Annotated in this window: 10 protein-coding genes; all 10 read right to left on the bottom strand. The window is 40.5% G+C overall.

Going from position 1 to position 18274, the window contains the following annotated elements; all coding sequences use genetic code 11:
* Positions 1 to 154: 154 nt before the first annotated feature.
* Complete coding sequence (locus tag AAA970_RS00050) at positions 155 to 601, bottom strand: methylglyoxal synthase (RefSeq protein ID WP_060687295.1); 447 nt, start codon at positions 599 to 601, stop codon at positions 155 to 157.
* A gap of 261 nt (positions 602 to 862) precedes the next feature.
* Positions 863 to 5974: a hypothetical protein gene (locus AAA970_RS00045; protein WP_338235517.1), complete on the bottom strand. Its 5112-nt coding sequence runs from the start codon at positions 5972 to 5974 to the stop codon at positions 863 to 865.
* A 101-nt stretch (positions 5975 to 6075) separates the two neighbouring features.
* Positions 6076 to 6666, bottom strand: a complete 591-nt coding sequence (locus tag AAA970_RS00040; protein ID WP_338235516.1) for a nitroreductase family protein — start codon at positions 6664 to 6666, stop codon at positions 6076 to 6078.
* Positions 6667 to 6744: 78 nt separating this feature from the next.
* Positions 6745 to 8577 (bottom strand): tetratricopeptide repeat protein, encoded by a 1833-nt coding sequence (locus AAA970_RS00035; protein WP_338235515.1) that lies wholly within the window; start codon positions 8575 to 8577, stop codon positions 6745 to 6747.
* An 865-nt stretch (positions 8578 to 9442) separates the two neighbouring features.
* Positions 9443 to 11161 (bottom strand): Ig-like domain-containing protein, encoded by a 1719-nt coding sequence (locus AAA970_RS00030; protein ID WP_338235514.1) that lies wholly within the window; start codon positions 11159 to 11161, stop codon positions 9443 to 9445.
* Positions 11148 to 12029 (bottom strand): class I SAM-dependent methyltransferase, encoded by an 882-nt coding sequence (locus AAA970_RS00025; protein WP_338235513.1) that lies wholly within the window; start codon positions 12027 to 12029, stop codon positions 11148 to 11150. Before AAA970_RS00025 ends, AAA970_RS00030 begins: the two co-directional genes overlap by 14 nt.
* A gap of 42 nt (positions 12030 to 12071) precedes the next feature.
* Complete coding sequence (gene mnmG, locus AAA970_RS00020; RefSeq protein WP_338235512.1) at positions 12072 to 13937, bottom strand: tRNA uridine-5-carboxymethylaminomethyl(34) synthesis enzyme MnmG; 1866 nt, start codon at positions 13935 to 13937, stop codon at positions 12072 to 12074.
* 133 nt (positions 13938 to 14070) lie between these two features.
* Complete coding sequence (ybeY, locus tag AAA970_RS00015; protein ID WP_060685021.1) at positions 14071 to 14508, bottom strand: rRNA maturation RNase YbeY; 438 nt, start codon at positions 14506 to 14508, stop codon at positions 14071 to 14073.
* Complete coding sequence (locus tag AAA970_RS00010) at positions 14508 to 14909, bottom strand: ATP-binding protein (protein ID WP_060687291.1); 402 nt, start codon at positions 14907 to 14909, stop codon at positions 14508 to 14510. The genes ybeY and AAA970_RS00010 overlap by 1 nt, the downstream gene beginning before the upstream one ends.
* A gap of 5 nt (positions 14910 to 14914) precedes the next feature.
* Positions 14915 to 18214 carry a DUF4175 family protein gene (locus AAA970_RS00005; protein WP_338235511.1) on the bottom strand — a complete coding sequence of 1100 codons (3300 nt, stop codon included), beginning with the start codon at positions 18212 to 18214 and terminating at the stop codon, positions 14915 to 14917.
* Positions 18215 to 18274 lie beyond the last annotated feature (60 nt).

Below are 18274 nucleotides of genomic sequence, written 5' to 3'. Positions count from 1 at the left end.
TTCACTGAAATAGGCATAAAAACCGGACTTAACTCCTTGTATTTTACGTTTTCAACATTTTTGACCTACTTATCCACAATACTTATCCACAGTGTGGATAAAAAAACAGCCCAGACAGATGCCTGGGCTGTTTTTTTGTATATTTTAAATAAAATTATTCAATGGAACGATTCAGGTACTCATCGAAGTTGACAGCTTCGGTTTGATATTCGGAATCAAAATACGGCGAACTCAACAAGAAATCCGCAGAAGCAATATTAGACGCCACCGGAATATTATAAACCACCGCGATACGCAGCAATGCCTTAATGTCCGGATCATGCGGTTGCTGCTCTAATGGATCCCAGAAAAAGATCAGGAAATCGATCTCTCCCTCGGCAATCTTGGCTCCAATTTGCTGATCACCACCTAAAGGACCACTAAAAAAACGATTGACTTTGATATCCAAAGCTTCTTCCAATAGTTTCCCGGTAGTTCCTGTAGCATATATATTGTGCTTGCTCAATTTATCTTTATGCTGACGTGCCCAATCCATCATGGATGCCTTACGATTATCGTGGGCGACCAAAGCAATATTCTTGTATTTACCTAATGTGGCCATAGCTCTTATTTGTAAAAAATTCTTGCAACAAATTACCAAATTCCCCAACAAAATCCCTCGGGAATACCTGATTATTTGGAATTGAAACATCTTGTCCAAAATCTGATGAAAAAAAAGGCAGGAAAGAAATACTTCCCTGCCTTTTGATGAAGCCGAATTGTGCATGCTCACCTCCTTACTTAGCTGCAAGATGGGAGAATGAAGGAATAATGCCTTCAAGCCTCCCTGTAATGATTGATGCAATCGTGCGCATCATTCGGGTTAAAATCCGTCATCTTCATAGAGTGGCTCATCCTCTATCTCCTCTTCCTGCTTCTCCTCCACTACTTCCTCTTTTTTCTTCTTTCCTTTTTTCTTCTTTTTCTTCCTCTCTTTCACCGGCTCTTCCTCCACTTGTTCGTCCTCTGAGACGGCTTCTTCCGTTTCCTCTCCAAAGCCATCATCAACGGTTGCCGTATTTTCTTCCGAATCATCCCCATAAAGGGAATCTTCATCATCCGCTACGGATTCATCGTAAAGGGACTCATCGTCAAAGATAATATTCTCCGTGTCCTCATTCTCTTCCAAATTACCCGCATCAAAGAAAGGATCTCCTGAATCCTCTGACAAGGTAGGCTCCGCAATCTGATACTCTTCATCAATATCCATATATAACAGGCGGAACCTGTTGACATAATCCAGAACTTCCTGTTTCTCCCCAACAGCCAGAATAAATTCTCCAAGTTTGGCCTTAGCCACATTACTTTTCTTGGCTACTTGTGAGTTAAAGACCGGATCCCCGGAATAAACGATCAATCTGTTCTCCGGAAGGTTGTAATTCAGATAATACCAGGCATCCGGGCCTCCATTGATGAATAAGCTCATCACATCTCCCTCACCGGTTTTAGAAACCTCCAGATAACCCTCCATTTTGGCATTTACATCCAAAGAAAGAATACTGGACACACCAATTTTCCCGGTAGAATACCAGGCCGTTTGCTCCTCTGACCACTCCATATCAAAATCAGAAAGCACTATTCCTCTCTGTAATCGACGAGACATTTTCACCAAAGGTGCATAATCTGCGGATAATAAAGCTTCATAATCCTTCGTCGCTTTATCCCCAATGATTTCCCCCACCTTATAGAAAAGCTTGGTCAGGTCTTCATTTGCTTTTGGATATCCACCATCTTCAGCGGCAATATTCAGATTGTTCCCCATTGAGGTGAGCGCACCTCCTGGTAAATCCGTCTCAATAGTGGTGAAACCATTAAAACGAACCGTGTTATTATTCAGGTTACCGGAACCAATCGCGGAAGCGCGCATCATAAACTTATTCACCTTCGGATAAGGATTCATAAACAGGTTTACGCCCCCTTCAAAGACGATATCCGTAGTTTCTTCATTAAAGGTATATACCTTACCGGCAAAAGAATTCGCCCTGGTTTTCATGGTATCCTCTACGATATAATGCGCTTTTTCTTCATCGTAGGAAAGCAAACCGTTCGGTACGAAAAAGTCTTCATCACCTCCGCCACGCTTTTGAAATACGAAAGTAGAATAAAGAACATTCGTGCCCTCTTCAAAGTGAATACCGGCGGTTAGTAATTCCCCATTTTCGGTAATAGCGGAAGCAAAGTCAAAGATAATCTCCTGCTGTTCTTCATCATTACTCTGATAAACAATCCAGGTATCGTAATAGGGAATATTTTTCAAGTCAAGCTTCACAAAACCATCCAGCTCCAATGGTTTGCTGGTCGCTCTCATTTTTGCGGTTCCTTTGAAATACATTCCCGGAGAAATTATTAATTCATCGGCCTCTACAATCTGCCCACTGGACTCGGTGTGCAACTGTTTCTTTCGGTCAGGTTTCAATTCAAATTCATCCAGCTTAATATTAAAGGTATCCTGCACCGCATTCACAAAGCGGTAGGTGGCATCTCCTTCAAACATCTTTCTGGAAAGAATATCAATATTACCATCAAACAGGTTGTGATATCCGTTCAGAGTATCGATGACCAAAGTCGCATTGGATAATCTCGGCAATACAAAGTTAGGCAAAATCTTAATCCGGTTAGAGTCTGGCGTAATCATGGCATCTGCCACTACGATATGCGGAATACCGGTAACGGACATCTCCTGCGCCTGAATATCGTAAGTTGCTCCCTCGGCAGAGAATACCAGAGAATCCATATCGGGACGAGTGGAGTAGAAGTAAGAATCAGAAATATCGACTTCCTCCGGCTTGGTCATGATGATGATGTCCTCCTCCAATTTCCATTCTGCCTCTGTGATAGAAGTCTTGGTCATCGCATAAGGGAAGGAAATGGCAGCATCTCCCTCAATCTCCGGCGAAATTGAGGCCAGGTTATTCTCCAGGTCGAAGTCTACCTCCACATAATCTCCATAGAGGGTAGATTTCGTGGAATCTTCTGACAAAATATTAAACTGCGCCTCCCGGGCCTGCCACCTAAACTCTTCGAAGGTCAACTGTTCTGAATGCGTTTGAGAACCTCGAATCTCCAAATCTCCTTTTCCTCTTAAACCTTCATGTGTCAAGACCGCTGCACCGACCATATCTCCTTCATTGTAGAGCATAATGGGCTTGTCGGTTGTTTTCAAAAACAAGCTATCCTCATGAGGCAACCAGAGTAATTCTAAATCCTCTGCGCTCATCGACGGATAACTGATTCCGGCGAAATCTCCGGCTTCAATCATTGAGGAATTTGCAAAAGCGACCATGGAATCCTGATACATGGTGTACTTTTCAGATTCGGACTGAGAAGCAAGCAATTCAAATCTTCCCTCTCCCTGTAATCCATTTTTGTCTAATCGAATTTCATCATAAATGATGCCGTCCGTATCATAGAGGGTATAGCCCTCTTCGGGCACCGTATGGACAAAACCCAGGGAATTATCCGGCATGATGGTCATTTTTTCTTCAAAATCCGGGAATATTCCTCCGGAGACAAATCTACCCTGGAAACCAATGGCGGAAGGATCTCCACCCGCTAAACTATCGATAGAAAAGGGCGGAATGATGAAATATACACTCTTATCGTAAGCCTGATCCAAATAGGTAGGATTATCGAAATATACCACGGCACCGCGCTCAGCATCAAATCTCGGATAGTTTGGGAATACCTTTCTACCGGATTTATTGTCAGGACGGTTGATATATAAAGTTCCGTTCGTTGCTCCCATATTGGAATTCAAGCTTGAAGTCAGTTGCTCATCCGCAGAAACCAAGGAGTTGTCTACTTTCTTACGCTGGCCATTGGCCGAATCAGGTAAGTAAAAACGAATAGAATCAATTTGATCCAGCTGAATCAGGAAGCTATCGTAACGGAAAACAAAATCGTGCCCTACAAACTCAAAGTTTCCGGAGAATAACTTACCATCAAACTTAAAGTCTCTTTTTCCAATCAAATCAATGGATTCCTGTTCCGGAATAATATAAACATCCAGCTTTTCACTCAGATAGAATTTATCAATTCCCCGGACCGTCATGCGAGAATCATTCAAATGAAGCGTAGCATTCGGTGCCGCATTGGTCCTGGATGGAATGGTTAAATCATCATAATCTTTTTGCCTTCTGTAGGAGGCGGTGTAATGATAAGCCTTATCCTTTACGGTGATAATGTTGGAGATCGCATCAAACTCTATAAAATTATTCTCCCGCATTTTGAACATGGCGTGCTGCGCCTTAGTATAATCAAGTTTGTAATACTCGACAAAATCCAACAGGCTAAAGGTTTTCGACCGAACCTTATTGCTGTAATTCGTCAGGCTGTTCAGCGGGTGAAAACCATAGGGATCACTTAGTGATTTGTAATTTTTCTTGTTGAAATAATCCTTGGATTCAAAAAATGCCGGGCGATGATCACGCGCCTGGAATATGGAAATGTCTAAACTATCATGCGCCACATTCCATCGCAGGTAATCCGCCTTTACATCCATATCGTAATAGGTGATCCTAAAAGAGGAAAGCTCATTATTTCCTCTATTTTTCAGGGCATGAATGGTAGAATCCTGTTGCCGATAGGTAATCTTCATATCGGGATGAAACAGGGAATCACGACCGTATTTCACCACTATCTTACCATTCGGCGCTACAAAAGTAGAGTCCGTATATTCGATAATGCCGCTTCTTACCAAAAATTCCCGATCATCACCTCTGGAAAAATGCACCTTACTTTCTCCTTCAAAAATGGAATTGGAAGACGCATTTACCCCCCAGAGAGAATAACCTCCCAAATATTCAAAATTATCATTGATAAAAGATGCTAATCTCACATTGCTCCCATAAGAAGTAAATCTGGGATAGGTGGGTTTGGCATTCTTCCCCACCCGGCTTGATTTATATTCGAAATAGCCCAGTGTCGGTTCCGTCAATTTCTCCGGATAAAACATCGTAGCCTTGTTTACTTCGAATTTGGGCTGCTTGGTATTAAAAAAGAACTTCTCAAAAGTACAATAGGGACTGCCCTCTGTAAAACCGGCAATTTTCCAATCAACCTTTCCACTGTACGCTACGAAAATCCCTTCCACCAATAAAAAATCTCCCTGAATACCCGAAAGAACCAGTGTATCAAAAGGCGTTTCAAACTTCAGCTCCAGCTGGTCGAAGTGAATATAAGGCCCTTCAATAGCGGGTGCCTCATCCTGAATAAAGGAATCCACCATCTCTTCCAAAGTCTGGGAATTTTTCTCCTCCACGATCACATTCCCACCAGTGGCACCGCTCCAGTTATCATCATCCCAGTTTAAGGCAGTATCCTCGTTTTTTTGGTCAGTGCTGTCATCCTCTCCCCAATCCCAGCTACTCCAGTCATCATTAGTGTTTTGACTTTCTTCAGCATTATCTCCCCAGCTGCCCCAGTCCTCTTCGCTACTTTCCTCTGCAGGTACCGAACTATCCTCCGAGGACTCTTGCGTAGGGTCATAAAAGGTGGTATTCTCATATTTCAAGGCAAAAATAGCCCCCTCACTGGCCTGAAGATTAAAAAAATTGGACCTATTCAATTGCTTATACTTCAAAAAAGTATGAAGCGCCTGGGTCATCTTGACAAAATCCCTTGAGGAAAGGGCCTCCAACCCATTTTCCAATTGGTCCAATAAGCCATCATACTGCACCACAGAGAGACCGGCCTCTTGTCTACCAGCAGTCAGTGTTGCGGTCACCTCGTAAAGAAAAGGCTTGGCTCTCCACTGCTTTTCATTCATCTTATTGTACAGCACAAAAATTCGTCTTTTCTGGCTATCGGAAAGACTACCTCCATTCCATAAAGAATCGAACTGATGTCCTGCCAGACTGAAACGCTCAGAACGCCCCTCCTTCATTACCTCCATCACCCGAATGGCTAATGAATCCGGTGCTTCAACAGTCTTCATCCTTTGGGAAAACCCCTGATGAAAGCACGACAGCATCAGGAAAACTAAAATCAATAACGGTCGATGCATTTTTTGCAATCTAAAATTTATACACTCTTATCTCATTCCCTGATCCAGGGAAATGACTTACCTGTTTTTTTTCTTCGCCCTTTTTGAGGCCATTGCCTGGGTATGCCCAAATACAGGAAACCCAATAATTTGTCTGAAGCTTCCAAGCCAAAAAAAGACTTCGCCTCTTCCATATAGGTAATCCCTCCGGATCCCCAATAACAACCAATACCATAGGCGGTAGCACTTAATTGCATATTTTGCACCGCTGCTGCTACTGCGGCTAATTCTTCCACCTCTGGCACAGCCGCCTTGCGATCCCTTTTCATGCCAATGGCGATAATATGGGAGGCCTTGAGCGGTTTGGTGGCTAACTTCTTAAACTTATCTGAATGGAAATTTCCCTGCCGCATACTCACTTTTTGATAAAGACTGGCTTGAAAATCAGCCAAAAGCTTTAAACCCTTCCCGGTAAATACCGTGAAGTGCCAGGGCTCGGTAATTTTATGGGTAGGCGCCCAACAGGCATTTTCTAATAATTGCTCGACGATGGCATCGGGAATGATTTCACCGGAATATTGCTCCGGATAAATGGATCTTCTTTTGGCAATCAGTAGGTCAATCTCTTGGGTGGAAAATTCCATATCATTAGCTATCCAATTTAAAAAACAAAAAAACAAAAAAGGAAGAAATAATATTCCTTCCTCCTCAAATAATATCATTTAATTAGGGAAGTCCCCTCTCAGGGCCCTAAATCGTTTCCTGGCTTCCTCTACATGAATACTTCCCGGATAATCACTCAGAAAAGACTGATATGCATCCATGGCGGCCTGTGCATCTTTGATTTGATGTTCATACAAATCAGCAATTTCAAAAGCGGCATCATCCGCCAGTATATCCTCTGGTCCACTTTGTACCACCATTTTTAGGCTTTCCAAAGCTTCTTCAAAATTCCCCTGCTCTTTATACACTTTGGACATCAGATAATAAATCTCATCCGTTAACCCATGACCGGGATAGTCCTTCAGCATCTTTTTAAGCCTGCTCAGAGCCTCTTCATTCTTTTTCTGGAAAAGGAGTAGGTCTATGGCTGCATACTCCTCCATAGGAGCTCTAAGCGTGTCTAGTGCCGTATTGTCTTTAATCAATAAACTCATGGACATGGCGTCATTGGCTATTTCCCGGGTGGTGGCTTGTTTCAGCACATCCAAATGCCCCGCAGCCAATTCAAAATCTCCGGTATAGTAAGAAAGCTTGGCACTTCTGAGTTTCGCTTCATAACCAATGGGCGTTTCTTTCCCTTCTTTTTCTACCTGGGCATAGAGTAATCTGGATTCCCAGGGTTGACTTTTCAAAAGAAAAATATCTCCCAGCGAAATTTTGCATTCCAATTTCAAATTTTTAGGAATTCGGCCTCCCTGGGTCACCTCCTCCAATAATTTGATGGCCGTATCATAGTCTTCCTTGTAAAGCGCGTGTAACATTGCTTTATTCTTTCGGGCCTCAAAAGTGGCAATCGAGGGCGGAACCTCTTCAATCAGCTGCTGGTAGCTCGAAATAAGTTCATCAATATCCTCCATATCTACCGGAAAAGTATTTTTAACTTGTTCCTCCCGGGCATTGATAATGGCATTTCTGGCAAGATAATAATTGGGGCTTTCCAAATAATTTTGGATGACATAGTCATAAACCATGATGGAGTTATCGTAGTCTTTATGCTGCAAAGCCATCCGGGCCACCTCCATTAATTGATCCCCATTTGATTTCTTACGTTTATCCAGACTTCTTGCCTGAATAAAAGCCCCATAAAAATTCCTTTGCTGCAGATTGGTCCAAATCAAAAGCTCTGCATAAAACTCTTCCTTCCCGTCCTTTTGAATATGATCAATTAAATAGGCTTCAAAGGACTCTAAATCTTCAGGCTCACCCAGCGTCGACTGAAGGACGTTCTTCACGTAGGAGCGATTCTTGGGGTTCCTGACGGCCATCTGAACATATTCATCCACCATCGGATCTTTTTGGTTCGTCAATCTGTAAATATTGGCCAGTTCATGCGCAAACATCCCATCGTTCTTACTGACTTTTCTCCCGAACTTAAAAGTAGCAACCGCCCAATCAAATTCCTGCGCCCGATAAAACTCCTGAGCAAGCCCTCTGATTTTATTCAAGTCTTTTCCCTGGGCCTCTATCAATTCCTCATAAAATTTATCTTTCAGATCATTCTGATCGCTTGCAGCTAATAGACGGCCCTGATCTACCTGATAAACGAAAATATCCGGATTTTTTTTAACAGCCCTGCTCAGGTACTTTTCAGCCCCTTTGAAATCCTTTGTACTCAAAAGTAAATCAAAATAGTTCTTATGTATCAAAGGAAGGTTTTCATTCTGTTTGGCCAGCTTACCATATAAATCCAGGGCTTTCTCAACCTCCCCCCTATTTAAGTATTCTTCCGCAAGACTTACTTTTTGAAAATCTTGCGGAAAAGCAGGAACCGAAAATAATAAGCTTAAAAAGACAATTCCCAAAATCCTTAGCGCCCCTTTGGTTTTCCACATATTAGATAGTATTAGATTATATATATCTTTTTAAAAAAGAGTTATTATTCTTATTACGCTGTGAATTGGTGGATAAGTTACTCAATATTTTGAATTAGGGGATTATTACACTTTTTCTTCACTGAATATTAGGTTTATCCACACAGTTTATCCACATGGAATTCCTTATTCTTTAGGGTATTAACATGAAAATCCTAAATTTTTTATTTTTTGTGGATAACTTTTTTCAACATCGTCCACAAGTGGAAATATTGGGGGAAAACGGGGTTCATAAAATTGGATTTTACACATCAAACCAGATTTTAGAGAAAATCGCGGGATAACTGTTGATAAGTAGGGAGAATTTCAAAGATTCCGGAGAGTTATCCTTGCAAAAAATAGGGTTATCCACGGATATACACACAGGGTTTCATATTTGATCAAAAAAAACGGCTCGAAATCATATTTTCGAGCCGTTTTTCATACATGTAGGAATATGTTAGTGGAAAACCCTGTTTGTCTGGTGAAATTTGAAGCGGATATTATAAAATTGAAGCGAGAAGAAGTGGATAAGTAGAGCAGTGAGGATCAAATTTAAAATTCAGAGCGCATCGGGCATAAAAAAAGCCATCCGTAAGGATGGCTTTTTGATTTTCACGGGAAACAATGCGTTTAAGAAGCCGTGATCATGAATATTTTAGAACTTGGATTAAAAGCCTGAGTTCATTTTGAAATAGCAAAGGTGCCCTATCCGATTATCCTGGGAGAATAGCAGCGCTATTGTTGAAAAATAATCTAAAATCGTTTCCAATAAATCGAATTTGCTTCGGAAAGAAGGCTCTCTAAGAGAATAGAAGTGTTTTTAATGAATCCTTCCCCTTTAACACTAATAGACTAAATCAATATTGGTCAATTCCCAGTTGGCGCGTATGGCAATTTCTTCCGGGTAGATGTAAACGGGCTCGGGACTTTCATTTTTAAGCATATTTCCATACTCCCATACCCCATTTTCATTTTCATCTATCAATAATCTTAATCGATAGGTGCCAGGTTTAAGGTTTTGGAAAAGATAATCTCCATTTTCAGAGGGCTCCAATTCTTTAACAAGCTTGAAATCTTGACTGAGTGCCTGAATTTTATATTTTGGATAGTTGGTTATCACTCTTCCGGCAATACTACCCAAATCTTCCGGTCTTGCCAGGCTAAATTTTTGGGATATGGCCTCAGAAGAATCACTTTCCACACTTATAAAAGCGCCTTTTGGTAGGACTAAAGATACTTCTTTAAAAACAATTGGTGAGGGCTGATTGATATAAATACTATCCGCCTTTAAACTATCGAGAAAAAGGGTATCCGCAGGGGGAAGAAAAATGGAATCCAATCCAATATTTTTTCGAATGGTCACCTCATTGAAGTTTTCATTCCATTCCAGCTCTTTTTCGATGTCAATTTGTAAGAAATTGAGGGTATCAAAAGCGAATAACATGGAATCCGGATGTACCTCCCGAATCGGCTTATTAAAGCGAATTTTTTCGGAAAAGGCTGCCGGTACAGGGTTATCATGGTTGATGTTCACAATTTCCGTTAGAAATTCTCCATATTTTCTCCTTGATTCGGAGAATTTGATGAATACTTCAGCAAAACCTTCATTGTTTACGGAGTCTTTTGCAATAATTCTAGCGGCAATACTGTCATTTTCACTTCTTAATTCCGGGTTGAAAAACCTTACTCCATTATGCTCTACGCTGAAATCATGCAATACTTTTTCGTCCGGATTTAGAAAATTGACCTCATAATCTGTGACGTATTTATTAAAAATGACGTCAAAATATTTACCGGAGGGTTTTGCCGAATTCACGTGGAACTCTCGGCCATCTACCAATAGTAATTGGAAATCTAAATTTTCCTGGCTTTCTGAAAGCGATAAAGTATCTGTTAAAAAGGCGGATGGTTCGCTTTCCGCATCATTCAGCAGATTATTATTCGCGTCCAGGAAGGCATAGGCCCGGAAATCTCCATTTCTAATGTAGGATAATTTATAAAAGCCTTCCTCATCTGTTTTGGCAAAATATTCCGGTTTTCCCGTGAAAATATTTAAAGAATCCGAGACATCGAATAAAACGACAGTCGCTTCTTTCACCGGAAGACCGGTCATCAACTCTGTTACTTGTCCACTGATTTCCAGAGAATCAATATAATCCCCCGTACTGAAAGCAAATACAGAATTTTTCCAGGGATTATTCTCATTGATATCCTGTATGGCGTCCTGGAAATTGAAATTGTAGGTGGTATTTTCTTCTAATGGCTCTTCAAAGGTGATGATGAGTGATTTCTTTTTCATTTTGAAATCATATCGAACATCCGTTTGAGGGGTAATCAGAAGTTTTTGCTTCAGGTTTTTGGGCTGGGTATACTCATCAAAGGTGAAGGCAAATTTTTTTCCTCTATAATTGATATCCCCCATTTGTGGGACGGAGGTGACCAATTTTGGGGGAATCGTATCTTGTTGTCCTCCTATGGGTTGGCGAACATTGGCACAGGAAGCAATAAAGAAGCCCATGATTCCCGAAGCCAAAATGATATTCGCAATGCTATTTACTTTCATGCTCCAAGATGTAGATTAAACTACTGAAATTATTGTTTTTACGAGCGGCAAGATTTGACTTGAGTCCAGTATAGAATGCTGAAAAATAGTTCTGATGTCCATTTTTATACTGCTCGCTTAACAAACTTACATAAAAGGAATCCAATTTCATGGGAATCTTACGGTTGATTTTGAATCCATGATGCTCCGCAAGTAGCTGCATGCTTTTTTGCGAAAAATGGTAAAGATGCCTGGGGACATCATAGGCCGCCCAATTGGGACCATAATGTTGGGCATCATAACTCTCAGGATTCGGCACTGCAATAATTAGTTTTCCCGTGGAACGAAGCTTCTGTTTTAGGGTCTGAAGCGTTTCATTAAGGTCTTCCAGATGCTCCAATACATGCCAAAGGGTAATAATCTCCACTTGTTCAGGACCTAACTCCTTTACAGAAGATGCTATTTTTCCTTTCAATACAGGTGCATGCTGATTTCTGGCATCCTTGGAAGGTTCTAAACCTTCAATTTCCCAGCCTTTCTTTTGGCAAAACTCCAGGAAATGTCCTGTGCCACAACCAAAATCCAGGATGGATTTAGAGGTGGAGGCGTATTGACGAACGAGCTTTTCCTTTCCTCTGAGTGTAAAGAATCGCGCAATCTTATATAAAAGTTGCGTTAGGTTTTGTGCCTTGTTGGTATGTGAGATATAACTATCTGCCTGATAATAGGCTCCCAATGCCTTTGGGATGGGATTAGTGAATTTAAACTGGCAATCATCGCATTGAACAATTTGAAACTGTTCCTGACTGCTGGTAAAATCTTTACAGGCTAAAAAATCAGAAAAATGGCTGCCCTGACAAACAGGACAGCGCTCTATATTTTTGACCATAGGTATGCGGATCGAAAGAAATGTTTCCCGTGGAAAATCTATTTATTTCCCAAGATACACCATCAAAACGGAAATATCAGCAGGAGAAACGCCACTAATTCTCGAGGCTTGCCCTAATGTTTGTGGACGCATATTACTTAGTTTCTCCTGAGCTTCTTTGGAAAGGGCTTTGATTGCACGATAATCAATAGAATCCTTGATATACAAGTTTTCCATATTATCCATTTTCTCGGCCATCTTCTGCTCCTTGTCGATATAAGTATCGTATTTGATCAGAATTTCCGCCTGCTCTTTATTGATGCGGTCATAATTTTTCATTTCCACTTCAAACTCAGGGGTAATCACACTGACTTGTTCCATGGAAAGTTCCGGACGCTTCAATAGTCGGTAAGCCGATTGAGATTCCTTTAAAGTTGCCGAATTCATAGACTCTAATTGCGCATTGGCTTTAGTCGGTTTGAATTTGGTCGTTTTTAAGGTATGAATCAGCTCTTCTACATTTTGCTTACGCTGAACCATTTTATCAAATCGTTCTTGTGTCGCCAAGCCTATTTGATGCCCTTTTTCAGTAAGACGAAGATCTGCATTGTCTTGGCGTAATAAGATACGATACTCTGCACGTGAAGTGAACATTCGGTAAGGCTCCTGCGTGCCCTTGTTTACCAAATCATCGATTAATACGCCGATGTATGCATCTGAGCGTTTCAAAATCAATGGATCTTCTTCTTTTACACGAAGGGAAGCGTTGATACCAGCCATTAAACCTTGTGCTCCCGCTTCTTCATATCCGGTTGTTCCGTTAATCTGACCAGCGAAATATAAATTTTTCACTAATCGGGTTTCCAGAGAGGTATGAAGTTGTGTTGGTGGGAAGAAATCATATTCAATGGCATATCCCGGACGGAACATTTTCACCTGCTCAAATCCTTCAATTTGACGCAAAGCTTTCATCTGTACATCCTCAGGCAAAGAGGAGGAGAATCCATTCACATAAATTTCTACCGTATTCCATCCTTCCGGCTCTACGAATATCTGATGACGATCACGCTCGGCAAAGCGGTTGATTTTATCTTCAATAGAAGGACAATAACGCGGGCCCAAACCTTGAATACGACCATTAAACATTGGAGAACGGTCAAAACCTTCCTTTAATGTTTCGTGAACCGCTGAATTCGTATAAGTGATATAGCAAGAACGCTGCTGTTGCAAAGGTTGCGTTTCATCACTGAAAGAGAATTTGTAAGGGCTTTCATCTCCCGCTTGTTCGGTCATGGCCGCCCAATTAAGGCTTCGACCGTCTACACGTGGAGGGGTTCCGGTTTTCATTCGTCCGGCTTCCATGCCCAATTCAACCAATTGTTCGGTAATACCAGAAGCAGAACCTTCTCCCGCACGGCCACCTCCAAATTGTTTTTCTCCAATGTGAATGGTGCCATTCAGGAATGTTCCGTTGGTCAGAACAACCGTTTTGGCCGGAATTTCCAAACCTAAACTCGTTACGACTCCTTTGACCTGTCCGTTCTTGATGACTAAGCCTTTGACCATTTCCTGCCAGAAATCGAGATTTTCCGTTTGTTCCAAACGTAATCTCCATTCTTCTGCAAATTTCATACGGTCGTTCTGTGTACGTGGACTCCACATAGCAGGACCTTTGGAACGGTTAAGCATACGGAATTGAATCATCGATTTATCGGTGATAATTCCCATTTGACCGCCCAAGGCATCTATTTCACGTACAATTTGTCCTTTTGCTACTCCACCTACTGCAGGATTGCAGGACATCTGTGCGATCGTATTCATATTCATCGTTACCAATAGGGTCTTCATTCCCATATTGGCAGCTGCCGCGGCAGCTTCGCAGCCGGCGTGTCCGGCTCCTACCACGATCACATCATATTCAGTAAACATAGGCTTTCCCTTTGTTTTATATTCTAATGGATGCTAATCTGTTTTAAAACAAATGTTCCACGTGGAACCTCATTTTTACGACAAAATGAATGTTTCACGTGGAACATTTTGATTTTCAAATGTTTGTGCAAATTTAAGCAAAAGAATCCTCAAAAAGCGCAATTGCTTCATTTTCTTTTGCCCGCATTGTCGCTGCCTCCTCATCGGTTTTGTCTTTGTATCCTAAAAGATGCAAGACACCATGAATAATAACCCTTTTCAATTCTTGTTCAAAAGGTACATTCAGACTCAAGGCATTATCTTTTATTCGCTCTACACTGACGAATATATCAGACTCAATAAAGCCAGGGGTTTCACTATTGTCAAAAGTAATGATATCCGTATAGGTGTCGTGATTCAGATATTCGACGTTGATTTTATACAAATACTCATCACTACAAAAGATAAAATTGATTTCCTCTAATTCAAATCCCTCATTTTCAATTACCTGATTAATCCATGCTCGGCTGGAAATAAGCTGGTCTACATCGAATTCAACATCCTCTGTGAAAAAATTAATTTGATCTTCCATTAATTGATATAAAATGATAACTCCACTTTTCTCCCCTCCTCTTTGAACTCAACCTCATCACAAAGATGTTTGATCAGAAAAATTCCTCTACCATGTGGTTGGTCAATATTTTCTGGCGCTGTCGGATCTGGCAGATCATTATAATCAAAACCGTTTCCTTCATCTTCCACTGTAAATTTTACAGCTTCACTATTATGATGCACCGTGAGGGTAACATTCTTTTCCTTATCAAATTTGTTGCCATGTTGAATGGCATTATTGACAGATTCAGTAATGGCAATCATAATATTACCATAAATGTCATCATCGAGTTGGTATTTGTCTTTGGTATTATCGATAAAGCTCTCGACAATTCTAATATTTTCACTCAAAGATGGGATTTCAATTTTGATCGATTCCATTATCATCACCGGATATTGTTGTTCTCTAACCTTTTGAAATATTGATTGACCTCTTTTTTATAATAAGGGTTGAGCTTTAAAGGAATAGTCTTTAATCGCTCGAGTTCTTTCTGTTTTTGACGGATATACTCCTCGATAGCCTCCGGTACCTGTTGATCATAATTTTTAGCAGTTTCTCCTTCACGCTCGTCATCCAGACGATCTTCCCGATCTGCTTTTTCAGACTCCAAAAGTCTGGTCATAATCTCTTCCTGGCGGTTGATCATTTTATTGGTCAATTGTTTATTGACCAGATCAAGTTCTGTTTCCTCCATTTTTTCAATGGCATCTTTCAGTTCTTTTCCTCCCCCACCATTGGCTTTTTTCTCAGCTTCTTCAAGCGCCCTGCGAATCTCTTCCTGTTCTTGAGCTAATTTAGCAACTTCTTCTGACAATTGTCTGCCCGATTTACCACTCTTTTTCAAATCATTAATTTTTTGATTCAATTGCTGTTGCAATTGACTTAATGAAGGAGTCGGCATAGGCTGATTGGATTGCTGTCCGGAAGAATTCCCCATCATTTCAGACATTTGTTGCTGCATTTGAGAAAGCACATCGTCCAATAGCAGGGCTAAATTATTCATGGAGGTCATCGCAAACTGTTGCTCGCTTAACGCATTACCTTTTTTTCTTTCCTTAATATAATTAGAAGCTTCGTCTAAATGGCTATTTAGGTCATTTAATTCTCTGGTCACAAAGGAAGAAATTTGAAATACTCTTTCAGCCAATGATTTGAGGGAGTCCTGAACAATTTTACTGTCATTCTGGATTTTGATTTGTTCCTGGCTCAGGTTCACAAATCGGGGGTCACTTTGTCGGGTTTTTCTAAAATCCTTCATGACCTGTTCCTGATTGAAGGATAGGTGGATCAAATTATTGAGAATATGTCTAAGGTTATTCATATTCTCCTGCACCATTTGCATTTCCATGCTTTGCTGCATTTGTTCCATCTTCTGCTTCATTTTTTGCAGATTCTGACTGATTTGTTGTTGGGACTGCTGCGCTTGTTTTTTCTTTTTTTGCTCTGCAGCTTCCTGGAATTGTTCTTGTCCTTTTTGGATATTCTGCTCTTCCTGTGCCATATCAGGCAAAGCATTGGGACGTTTTAGATCATTATTTATTTTTTGGAGTTCATTCAGGTCTTTTTCCATGTCCTTGAATTCCTGATCCAGTTTTTCCTGTTCTTTGGCAATCTCCTCTAATTCATTCTTGGAGGCTTCTTCCGTTTTCTCGTTCAGTTTGGATTGTTCATCCTCTAATTCCTGCAACTGTTTGGTGATTTCATCTGCTTTGAAATCAAATTTCATTCTTTTAAATAGTTCTAGGGTACGCTCTAGCTCTTCCTCCAGATTACTTTCTTTTTGCTCAATTTCTTTAAGCTTATCCTGAATCTGATCCATGTCCTGAGCTTGCTCCTCCATTAATTGCTGTAGCTCTTCATAGAGTTTTTTGGTTTCTTCATCCAAAAGGTCATCCATTAACTCCTGCAGCTTGGCGACCTTTTCTTTGATGGATTCATTCTTTTGTTCCTCAAAACGGTTTCTCTTTTCCACTTCTTTTTGGTGTTCCTCCTGAAGCTCTTTCAAACTGTTGTTGAGCTCTTCCCGTTTTTTGATCAAGTCATCAATTTGCTGTTTATCCTGCCAGCTAAGGGATTTTTTTGATTTCAATTTTTGTTCAATATTCTTAAGCTCGTTTCTGACCTGCTTGGCTTGCTCAATATTTTTGTCTATGGATTTTTCATTATTAGCACTTCCCTCGGCCAATTTTTCCTTCAAATCATCTTTGGTAGGGACTTTAAAGGTGTAGATGCCAGTTTTTGTAGATTTAGGGCCATTGATTTGGTCATTATCGGTTACCTGAAGGTAATATTCCATTTTCTCCTCAGAAGATAATTGCAGGGTATCCAGTGGCCAATTGAGGTAAAAGCCCTGGGTAGTTTTGCTACGATCTATAGGTAGGGAATGGGTTTTAAAGGAAGATTTAGAATTGGTTCTGTATTTAAGGGATAAATATTTAAGCCCATGATCATCACTGATATTTCCACCCAAAATAATGTAATTGAAAAGAACGGTGTCCTGAAACTGCTCCAGACTGATTTTGGGATATTCATCCTTGATCACGTTGACCTGATAAATTACCGGATCATTATTTTTGCCATATTCATTTTCCAGCTTGATTTCATAACGATCTGATATGTGCAATGATTTCTCTAATTCAAATCCGTCCTTATTAGCGTTTAAAGCATAAACGGTGTCCTCATTTTGGAAATGCATTTCCATAGATCTGGTATCGGGTGCCAGAAATGACCATTTGACCTTAGTCCCTTCCGGTACCTCAAAATTACCTGTATTGGCAATATAATCTGTTTCTCTGCCCAGATAGGCTGGATATTCCAGGCTGACTTCGAAGTTCTTGATTTTAGGGCGAGGCACAACTTTTACTTTATATACACTGGAGGAAAATCCGGCTGCCTCGAATTGAAATTCCTGATTTTGCTGAATTTTATTAAAGGTGTATTGAAAGTCAGTATTGGAGGTTTGCTTAAGTTTAAATTTCCGATCTGCAGTTTTTAAGTAAACCTGCGCTGGCACCGTTTTTCCGGAAATATTAAGGTCAACGGTAAAGTCTTCATTTCTAAAGGCGATAAGCTTTTGATTTTTTAGATTAAAATCAAAAAGGGCCTCCGGGGCAAAAGTCTCATCATAACGCACAATCCTTTTGGTACTTTCCGTAAAAAACTGTGGGACGAAAAGTAAAATGGCAATAATGATGACAGATGGAATATAAAGATACTTTAAATACTGCTTATTTTTTTTGATGGGAACGGCCTCCTGAAAATCATATTGATCCAGCTGATTTTCTTTTTGATCAATAGAGGCTTTGATTAAGTCGTTTGATCCAGAATAATTACCTTTTAATTGAATAAGGTTCAGCAAACGATCTCCAATATTAGGTAAAAAGGAGCCGATGTTTTGCGCTGCTTCCTGATCGCTGATAGGCTTTCTTAATCCAAGCAGGTGTAATAAAGGATTAAGAATAAAGTAGAGGAAGTTACCGATAAGTATGGCAATAAAGCCATAGAATAGGACCGCCCGGACTGTTGAGTCAAATCTACTGGTGAACTCAAAAGTATTAAAGAGTAAAAAGGCGGTTGCAACTATGGTAAAAGAAAAAATACTACCCTTTAGTAACTGATTAAGGTAGTATTTCTTTTTATAGCCAGAAAGCTTTTGGTCAATCTTAGCTCGATGGTTATTGGTCATATTTTAGTTCATTATCAGCTTTCTTTAATAAACGGAAACCGTTTGGAAGGAGCTAAAAAT

The organism is Persicobacter diffluens (assembly GCF_036244895.1).
In the GTDB taxonomy this organism is placed as follows: domain Bacteria; phylum Bacteroidota; class Bacteroidia; order Cytophagales; family Cyclobacteriaceae; genus Persicobacter; species Persicobacter diffluens.
This window is presented reverse-complemented; position numbering and strand designations above follow the sequence as displayed.

Coding starts and splice junctions, on each gene's coding strand:
- AAA970_RS00050 (WP_060687295.1), bottom strand. CDS start 601: ATGGCCACATTAGGTAAATACAAGAATATTGCTTTGGTCGCCCACGAT.
- AAA970_RS00045 (WP_338235517.1), bottom strand. CDS start 5,974: ATGAAGACTGTTGAAGCACCGGATTCATTAGCCATTCGGGTGATGGAG.
- AAA970_RS00040 (WP_338235516.1), bottom strand. CDS start 6,666: ATGGAATTTTCCACCCAAGAGATTGACCTACTGATTGCCAAAAGAAGA.
- AAA970_RS00035 (WP_338235515.1), bottom strand. CDS start 8,577: ATGTGGAAAACCAAAGGGGCGCTAAGGATTTTGGGAATTGTCTTTTTA.
- AAA970_RS00030 (WP_338235514.1), bottom strand. CDS start 11,161: ATGAAAGTAAATAGCATTGCGAATATCATTTTGGCTTCGGGAATCATG.
- AAA970_RS00025 (WP_338235513.1), bottom strand. CDS start 12,029: ATGGTCAAAAATATAGAGCGCTGTCCTGTTTGTCAGGGCAGCCATTTT.
- mnmG (WP_338235512.1), bottom strand. CDS start 13,937: ATGTTTACTGAATATGATGTGATCGTGGTAGGAGCCGGACACGCCGGC.
- ybeY (WP_060685021.1), bottom strand. CDS start 14,508: ATGGAAGATCAAATTAATTTTTTCACAGAGGATGTTGAATTCGATGTA.
- AAA970_RS00010 (WP_060687291.1), bottom strand. CDS start 14,909: ATGGAATCGATCAAAATTGAAATCCCATCTTTGAGTGAAAATATTAGA.
- AAA970_RS00005 (WP_338235511.1), bottom strand. CDS start 18,214: ATGACCAATAACCATCGAGCTAAGATTGACCAAAAGCTTTCTGGCTAT.